Origin of the sequence: Pelagibacterium sp. (genome assembly GCF_048264985.1) — a bacterium.
GTDB lineage: Bacteria > Pseudomonadota > Alphaproteobacteria > Rhizobiales > Devosiaceae > Pelagibacterium.
Genome location: NZ_JBLXCL010000008.1, coordinates 101,832 through 108,734, shown reverse-complemented (window position 1 = coordinate 108,734; position 6,903 = coordinate 101,832). Strand labels below are relative to the sequence as shown.

Sequence of the window (6,903 nt, the reverse complement as noted above, 5' to 3'; positions counted from 1 at the left end):
ACCCGAACCAAACCCGCCCAAACGTTCGTTGCGCTTGCGTCCATAAAAGCGGGTTCGTGAGAGAGAGTATGGGGGCGATTTGGACCGCGGGGATAAGTTTATCAGCGCGCCTTATTGCCAAACTGGGCCGAGCGCTGTCAGTCTGGCTGTCGAGATTGACCAACAAGCGTTTCAGATGACCGACCGCAGCTACGCCTCCGCCCCCGGCGGACATCCGCCCCAGACCCAGCTCCTTACCGATCGTGCGGTGTTTACCGATGCCTATGCGGTAATCCCGCACGGGGTCATGCGCGATATCGTGACGAGCGCGCTCCCCTTTTGGGACAAGACACGGCTTTGGGTGATTTCGCGCCCGCTTTCCGGTTTTGCCGAAACTTTCTCGCAATACATAATGGAAGTGGCACCGGGCGGAGGCAGCGACAAACCTGAGCCCGATGAACTGGCTCAAGCCGTGCTGTTCGTCACCGCTGGCGAAATCTCGCTCTCGATCGCCGAGACCACTTACACTTTGGCGGCTGGGGGCTATGCCTACATTCCGCCAGCAACCGCATGGACATTGCGCAGCACCGGAACCGAACCGGCCCGCTTCCATTGGGTGCGCAAGACATACGACAAAGTAGAGGGCCTTGATACGCCGCCAGCCTTTGTTTCCTCCGATCAGCAGGTTGATCCTATTGCCATGCCCGGCACAGACGGCAAATGGGCAACGACGCGATTTGTCGATCCCACCGATCTGCGCCATGACATGCATGTGAATATTGTGACCTTGCAGCCTGGCGCGACAATCCCCTTTGCCGAAACTCACGTTATGGAACATGGACTTTACGTGCTTGAAGGCAAGGCAGTTTATCGCCTTAACCAGGACTGGGTAGAGGTTGAAGCCGGCGACTACATGTGGCTGCGCGCTTTCTGCCCGCAGGCCTGTTATGCAGGCGGCCCCGCCCCGTTCCGCTATCTGCTCTACAAGGACGTCAATCGGCACATGAAACTGGGCCGTCCATGATGAAAACGATCATCGCAGCGCCGCTGACCAAGGAGGCGTTCGCTCCGTTCGGGCAAGTTCTGAGCACAGTGGGCGCGCAGCACTATCCCATCAACAACGGCATGACCGAACGCTTCCACGACCTGGCAAATGTGGAAATCGGCGGTGAGAACGGGCGGACACTGATCTCAATTTTCCGCGGGCAACCCTATGAGGTGCCTTTAACCTTGCCCCTAGTCGAACGCCATCCGCTCGGCTCCCAAGCTTTTATGCCACTGCATCAGCGCCCGTTCCTGGTGATCGTCGCACCCGATGAGGATGGCGCACCAGGGACGCCGCTTGCGTTTCTCACCGAACCGGGGGTCGGCATCAATATCGGGCGCAATGTGTGGCACGGTGTTTTGACCACATTGGACGCGGAGGGCGATTTTCTGGTGGTGGACCGGGGCGGCGATGGAGACAATCTGCAAGAGCATGTCTTTGATATGCCTTTTACCGTCGCACTTTCCCAACCGTAACACAGCTCTCCAACGCACAGCTTTGCCCGACCTTTCCGGTATCGAGATGTGACGCAGTGCCTCCAACGCAAAGTCTGCAGGCCGCTGGATGGGCAAGCCAACGATGAGGAGCAGCGCCCCAAACGGCTCAGCCGACCGGCTTACACTTGGCACCTGGACCCGCGCAGCAACCAGCCCCCCAAGTCCGGGAACATCCGAAAATTCCCCGGAAAGCTCTAGATCCCAGCATACCAATCATAACCGTGATCGGCCCAATAGCTGCCCTTGCCGCGGTGCAATGTACTGAAATCATCGACCAGCTCGATACGACGTAGATACTTTGCCATCTTGTATCCAAGCTGGCGCTCGATCCGCACGCGCACTGGCGCACCATTGCGCACCGGCAAAGCTGCATCGTTCATGCCATAGGCGAGGATGGTTTGAGGATGGCGCGCATCGATCAGCGCAACACTTTCATAGTAAGGCGACGCGGACAGCCCGCCTCCATAATTGTCATAGCAATGAAAGACGCAATAGCGCGCATTGGCCGTTGGCACGACCTCATCGAGAATAAGCGAGAGCGGCACCCCGGTCCATTTCGCTATGCAGCTCCAACCCTCGACGCAATCGTGCCGTGTGACCTGTGTCCGAGATGGCATATTGCGCAATTGGTCGAGAGAATAAGACTGCGGGGTTTCGACCAGCCCGTCAACGACGAGCTGGTAGTCGGCAAACTCATTGTCCCGCAGCGCCACGTAATCCGGCTCTTGAGGGTCTGTCGTACCGTTTGGCCGCATCCCCTGGCGAATTTCGCTTTCGGAAAATTCCTTGGCCAGCACCTCATCACCCAAGAGCAGCCTTTGAGCGGCAAGTGTAAGGTCGTTGGCGGACGCGAGCGCATTGCGCACCGGGTGATTGGGCCGCAAAAGGGAGTCAAACTGATCGCAACCGGCCAGCGTCACCCCGGCCACGCCTGCCGCCGACGCCGTTAAGAACTTTCGCCGCTGCATTGAAAAGCGCTTCATTTTTCTACCTCCGTCTCGGCATCGATCCGGTACTTTCCGGTTATCATCGAGCGCATGGTATTGATTGGGCCGGCCGCCAGCACCATCACGATGTGAACGATGAAAAAGCCAATCAGCAACGCCATTGTAATGAAATGGATGGTCCGCGCCGTCTGACGCCCGCCAAACACTTCGATCAGCCATGGCCAAGCCGCGTTCATGCCGGGCGACATGGACAATCCCGTGAGAACGATGAGCGGAAACAGGATCAGCAGCACAACGCCATAGCTGAGTTTTTGCAGCACGTTGTAGTGCCGCGTATGATGAAACTTGAGCCGTGCATGCGCTGCCACGTCCGATGGAAGCGACTTGATATCCTTGCCGGTCGGGATGATGTCACGCCGCAAGTGCCCATTGACGAGGCTGGCGACAAACCAGACAAACATCGTAGCGACCAGTAACCAGCCAAAAAAGAAATGAACCACACGGCCGGTGCCCAGATCCTGATACGAGGGAATAGTTGCCCAGGCCGGAAATCCGCGCACGCGCTCTTGCCCCTCGGGACCGGAATACCCGAACACCCCGGTCGTATCGAACTGATGCCCGAAAATGGTCGTGATGCCTGAGATCGAACCATCGGGATTGCGGATGGCGCCCATCGAAAAGATCGAATTCGAAAATTCGAACCCCGATTGCTGCCCGATGTAAAGACTGGGGTGCGCGTTGAAGATCTGCAGTCCGGTAAACAACAGAAAGAACAGACAGATAACCCATACCCAGTGGGTGAGCCGTGTCCAGATCGACTGGCGCTTAATGACCTGGCTCGATGTCTTTTCCAGGTTTGGCGCTGAGGCCATGTCGCTCTCCCTTTTCGTACACGCTCCGCCCCATGGCACCAGCCGTTCGGGGCGAAGCAATATTAGAACAGTCTTATGGCTTGGGCGCCATAGCGTCGCCTTCCATACCGTCGCCTGCCATGGCGTCTCCAGCCATGGCGTCTCCAGCCATAGCGTCTCCAGCCATGGCATCCGACCCCATCTGACCGCCATTGTGGACAGTGTGACACGCGTGTTCAGCCGTCGCGGCGACTTCAGCAAAGCTGATGGCCTGGGCTTGCTCGATGCAGAGCGCAAGATCGTCATCGGACATCATCGCGTCGCTTGCCATGCTGTCGTCGGCCATCGCGTCGCTCGCCATCGTATCCTGGGCGTACCCCGCAGCGATTGGCAGAGCCAGTGTAAAAACGGCGGCTGCAAATATTGTCTTGTTCAACATTGTTGTTTCTCCAAAAGGGTTGCGACCGCAGCTTATTGATACGGTACGTGCTCACCATTCGAGTTGGGTTCAACTGAGGTTACGTCCTCACGAAATCGTGTATACAACTCGATTAATTCACATGCGCGCTGTAACGTTCGGCCAGCCGGGGACGAATAGGAGCCTGATGCATATGGATTCACTTGAAACGCGGCTCCGCGCGCTGGTTCTTTTGTCGCTCGATGGCGACCGGCCGGCCTATCGGCAGCTTCTCGTTGAATTGACCCATTATCTGCGCATCTATTTTGGCCGTCGGCTTGCGCCGTCCCAAAAAGCTCATGTCGAAGATTTAGTTCAGGAGACACTTTTGGCCGTGCACACTAAACGTCTGACCTATGACGTAGCCCGGCCGTTCACAGCCTGGTTACACGCCATTGCTCAATACAAGCTGATCGACCATTTACGTCGCCATGCCATACGTCCTACAGAGCCACTCGGCGACGATTTCGCCGACGGGACCAACCCGGGAAGTCTGATGGCGGCCCATGACCTTGACAAGGTTTTGGGCACACTGCCCGAACGCACCTCGACACTGATCCGCAAGGTTAAGGTCGAGGGATCTTCGATCGCAGAAGCGGCTTCCACCCAAGGCATGAGCGAAGGGGCAGCCAAGCTTGCCATCCATCGGGGCTTGAAATCCCTTATGGCGCGTTTTTCGGGAGACAAGCGATGAACTCTGATCTGATCGACAATCTTGTCGACGATCTGCGCCCAACCCGGCGCGGCGCATTGCGTTGGTTGCTTGTTGGCGCATTGGCCGTAGGCGTAATACTTGCGGCCATTCTCATGGTGCCTTCGATCGGCCTTCGTCCCGACATCGTCAATGCGCTGGCTAACGCCACATTCTGGATCAAGCTCGGCTACACCGTCGTGCTTGCCCTGCTGGGCCTTATCGCAGCGATAGCGCTTGCGCGCCCGGACACCGGCAAATGGCCCGGACTATGGGCAGTGGGCGGCGTGTTCCTGATCACCTTGGCCGGCGGGCTTTTGCAGTGGGCGAGTGCACCCGAAGCCGCAAAGCCCATCTTGATGTTCGGCGCAACGGCGTTGATCTGTCCCATCCTGATTATCGCTTTCTCGGCGCCGGTTATGGCGATCACCATGGCGGCGATGCGGCGAATGGCTCCGGCCAATCCTACCCTCGCCGGGTTGGCAGCTGGACTTGCGTCCGGTGGCGCCGGCGCTGCAGTCTATTCTCTTCACTGCGGGGAAGTTGGGCTGCTGTTTCTGGCGCTCTGGTATTCTGTGGGCGTGGGTGCGGTTGCCCTTTCGGGCGCGCTGATCGGCCGGGTAGTCCTGCGCTGGTAGGGATACTGTGACAAAGACGTCATAAATTGACCACCCGGTCAAATTTACGCTTTCCCTCCCAGAACAACTGTGTTTGACTTTGCTCCCAAGTGCATATTGGCGCTGCTGTAACACAGCCGTCGCAAATGCATGGAATAGAGGCGTCGCAAGCGTCTCGATGACAAAGGGAACAAGGGAACATGAAACATCTGTTGCTCGGCGCCACCGCGCTGGCGCTGACAGTGGGGCTAACTGGCCCTATCAGCGCGCAGGAAGGCGATTTCACGCTCAACATTCTGCACCTTAACGATTTCCATTCGCGTTTCGGCCCGATCACCAGTTCGGATTCGAACTGCGATGCGGAAACCGACGCCGCCGGTGAGTGCTTCGGTGGCATCGCCCGCGTCAAGACCGTGATCGACAACAAGCGCGCCGAACTCGAAGGCGAAAACGTCGTTCTTCTCGACGCCGGCGACTGGTTTCAGGGTTCGTTGTTCTACACCCAGTACCGCAGTGAGATCGTCGCAGAATTCTCCAACGGCCTCGGCATTGACCTGATGGCCGTGGGCAATCACGAATTCGACGACGGACCGGAAGAGTTGGCCGCGCTGCTCGACGCCATCGAGTACCCGCTGATCTCGGGCAACACCAATGTGGAAAACGAGCCGCTGCTCGAAGGCCGCCTGCCCGGCACCCATGTGCTTGAAATCGGCGGCGAACAGATCGGCTTTATTTCGGCCCTGGCCGAAGACACCGACGAAACCTCCTCACCGGGCGACAACGTCGAGTTCGAGGACGTTATCGACAGCCTCACCGCCCAGGCAGAAGCCCTGACGGCCGAAGGCATCAACAAGATCATCGCTCTGACTCATGTGGGCTTTGCGCAGGATCAGGAAATCGCATCCAACGTTCCTGGCGTTGACATCGTCGTGGGCGGCCACTCGCACACGCTGCTCTCCAACACCGAAGAAGGCGCCGCCGGCGGCTATCCGACGATGATCAATGGTGTAGACGGCAATGAAGTGCCCGTCGTTACCGCCTATTCCTACGGAAAATATGTCGGCGACCTCAAGGTCACCTTCGATGCCGAAGGCAATGTGATCTCGGCCGAGGGCGATCCGATCCTCATCGACGCCTCGATCGAGCCCTACGCGGAATATGTCACGCGCCTGGCAGAACTTGAAGAGCCTCTCCAGGAGCTGATGGCCGAAGTCATCGGCACGACCACGGCCCCAATCGACGGCAGCCGTGAAGTGTGTCGCCTCGAGGAATGCACGATGGGCAACCTCGTCGCCGACGCCATGCTCGATGCAACATCGGCTCAGGGCGTGACCATTGCCATCCAGAACGGCGGCGGTCTGCGTGCCTCGATCGACGAAGGCGAAATCACCATGGGCGAAGTGCTGACCGTGCTGCCCTTCTCCAACACGCTCGCCACCGTGCAGATCTCCGGCGCAGACGTGATCGACGCGCTCGAAAACGGCGTCTCCGACATCGAGAACGGCGCCGGCCGTTTCCCGCAGGTCGCCGGGCTTCAGTATGCCTACACGCTTGCCAACCCCGTTGGCGAACGCATCAGCGACGTGATGGTCGATGACGGCGGGGAATGGGTGCCGATCGACGAGGAAGGCACCTATATCATCGCGACCAACAATTACATGCGTGGCGGTGGAGACGGGTACGGCACCTTTGCCGAAGGCGACAACCCCTACGATTTTGGCCCGCCACTCGAGCAGGTCCTGGCCAATTACATCGCAGTGCAGGGTGGCGAATATACGCCCTACACCGATGGCCGTATCACAATCATCGAGTAGTCCCG

8 protein-coding genes are annotated in these 6,903 nt (G+C 58.4%); 5 read left to right on the top strand and 3 right to left on the bottom strand.

The features are described from left to right. The first annotated feature begins 175 nt into the window (after window positions 1-175). The gene (locus tag ACN0TA_RS16175; RefSeq protein WP_417584815.1) at window positions 176-1,003 is read left to right on the top strand and encodes a bifunctional allantoicase/(S)-ureidoglycine aminohydrolase; all 828 of its coding nucleotides are present in this window, start codon (window positions 176-178) and stop codon (window positions 1,001-1,003) included. After that, window positions 1,003-1,500 carry an ureidoglycolate lyase gene (locus ACN0TA_RS16170; RefSeq protein WP_417584825.1) on the top strand — a complete coding sequence of 166 codons (498 nt, stop codon included), beginning with the start codon at window positions 1,003-1,005 and terminating at the stop codon, window positions 1,498-1,500. The genes ACN0TA_RS16175 and ACN0TA_RS16170 overlap by 1 nt, the downstream gene beginning before the upstream one ends. Window positions 1,501-1,715: 215 nt before the next feature. On the opposite strand, the gene ACN0TA_RS16165 is transcribed toward ACN0TA_RS16170, so the two are convergent. The 3 genes from ACN0TA_RS16165 to ACN0TA_RS16155 all read right to left on the bottom strand — a co-directional run bounded on the left by ACN0TA_RS16165 (window position 1,716) and on the right by ACN0TA_RS16155 (window position 3,758). Then, window positions 1,716-2,504: a molybdopterin-dependent oxidoreductase gene (locus tag ACN0TA_RS16165; RefSeq protein WP_417584813.1), complete on the bottom strand. Its 789-nt coding sequence runs from the start codon at window positions 2,502-2,504 to the stop codon at window positions 1,716-1,718. Beyond that, window positions 2,501-3,340, bottom strand: a complete 840-nt coding sequence (locus ACN0TA_RS16160) for a cytochrome b/b6 domain-containing protein (RefSeq protein WP_417584811.1) — start codon at window positions 3,338-3,340, stop codon at window positions 2,501-2,503. The genes ACN0TA_RS16165 and ACN0TA_RS16160 overlap by 4 nt, the downstream gene beginning before the upstream one ends. Before the next feature lie 73 nt (window positions 3,341-3,413). Then, window positions 3,414-3,758, bottom strand: coding sequence for a hypothetical protein (locus ACN0TA_RS16155; RefSeq protein WP_417584809.1), 345 nt, complete (start codon window positions 3,756-3,758; stop codon window positions 3,414-3,416). A 172-nt stretch (window positions 3,759-3,930) separates the two neighbouring features. Between ACN0TA_RS16155 and ACN0TA_RS16150 the strand changes: the two genes are divergently transcribed. From ACN0TA_RS16150 to ACN0TA_RS16140, 3 genes are all read left to right on the top strand, one after another. After that, window positions 3,931-4,470: a sigma-70 family RNA polymerase sigma factor gene (locus ACN0TA_RS16150; RefSeq protein WP_417584807.1), complete on the top strand. Its 540-nt coding sequence runs from the start codon at window positions 3,931-3,933 to the stop codon at window positions 4,468-4,470. Beyond that, window positions 4,467-5,105 (top strand): NrsF family protein, encoded by a 639-nt coding sequence (locus ACN0TA_RS16145; protein WP_417584805.1) that lies wholly within the window; start codon window positions 4,467-4,469, stop codon window positions 5,103-5,105. Before ACN0TA_RS16150 ends, ACN0TA_RS16145 begins: the two co-directional genes overlap by 4 nt. A gap of 179 nt (window positions 5,106-5,284) precedes the next feature. Further along, window positions 5,285-6,898, top strand: coding sequence for a bifunctional metallophosphatase/5'-nucleotidase (locus ACN0TA_RS16140; protein WP_417584803.1), 1,614 nt, complete (start codon window positions 5,285-5,287; stop codon window positions 6,896-6,898). Window positions 6,899-6,903: the final 5 nt, after the last annotated feature.

Coding starts and splice junctions, on each gene's coding strand:
- ACN0TA_RS16175 (WP_417584815.1), top strand. CDS start 176: ATGACCGACCGCAGCTACGCCTCCGCCCCCGGCGGACATCCGCCCCAG.
- ACN0TA_RS16170 (WP_417584825.1), top strand. CDS start 1,003: ATGAAAACGATCATCGCAGCGCCGCTGACCAAGGAGGCGTTCGCTCCG.
- ACN0TA_RS16165 (WP_417584813.1), bottom strand. CDS start 2,504: ATGAAGCGCTTTTCAATGCAGCGGCGAAAGTTCTTAACGGCGTCGGCG.
- ACN0TA_RS16160 (WP_417584811.1), bottom strand. CDS start 3,340: ATGGCCTCAGCGCCAAACCTGGAAAAGACATCGAGCCAGGTCATTAAG.
- ACN0TA_RS16155 (WP_417584809.1), bottom strand. CDS start 3,758: ATGTTGAACAAGACAATATTTGCAGCCGCCGTTTTTACACTGGCTCTG.
- ACN0TA_RS16150 (WP_417584807.1), top strand. CDS start 3,931: ATGGATTCACTTGAAACGCGGCTCCGCGCGCTGGTTCTTTTGTCGCTC.
- ACN0TA_RS16145 (WP_417584805.1), top strand. CDS start 4,467: ATGAACTCTGATCTGATCGACAATCTTGTCGACGATCTGCGCCCAACC.
- ACN0TA_RS16140 (WP_417584803.1), top strand. CDS start 5,285: ATGAAACATCTGTTGCTCGGCGCCACCGCGCTGGCGCTGACAGTGGGG.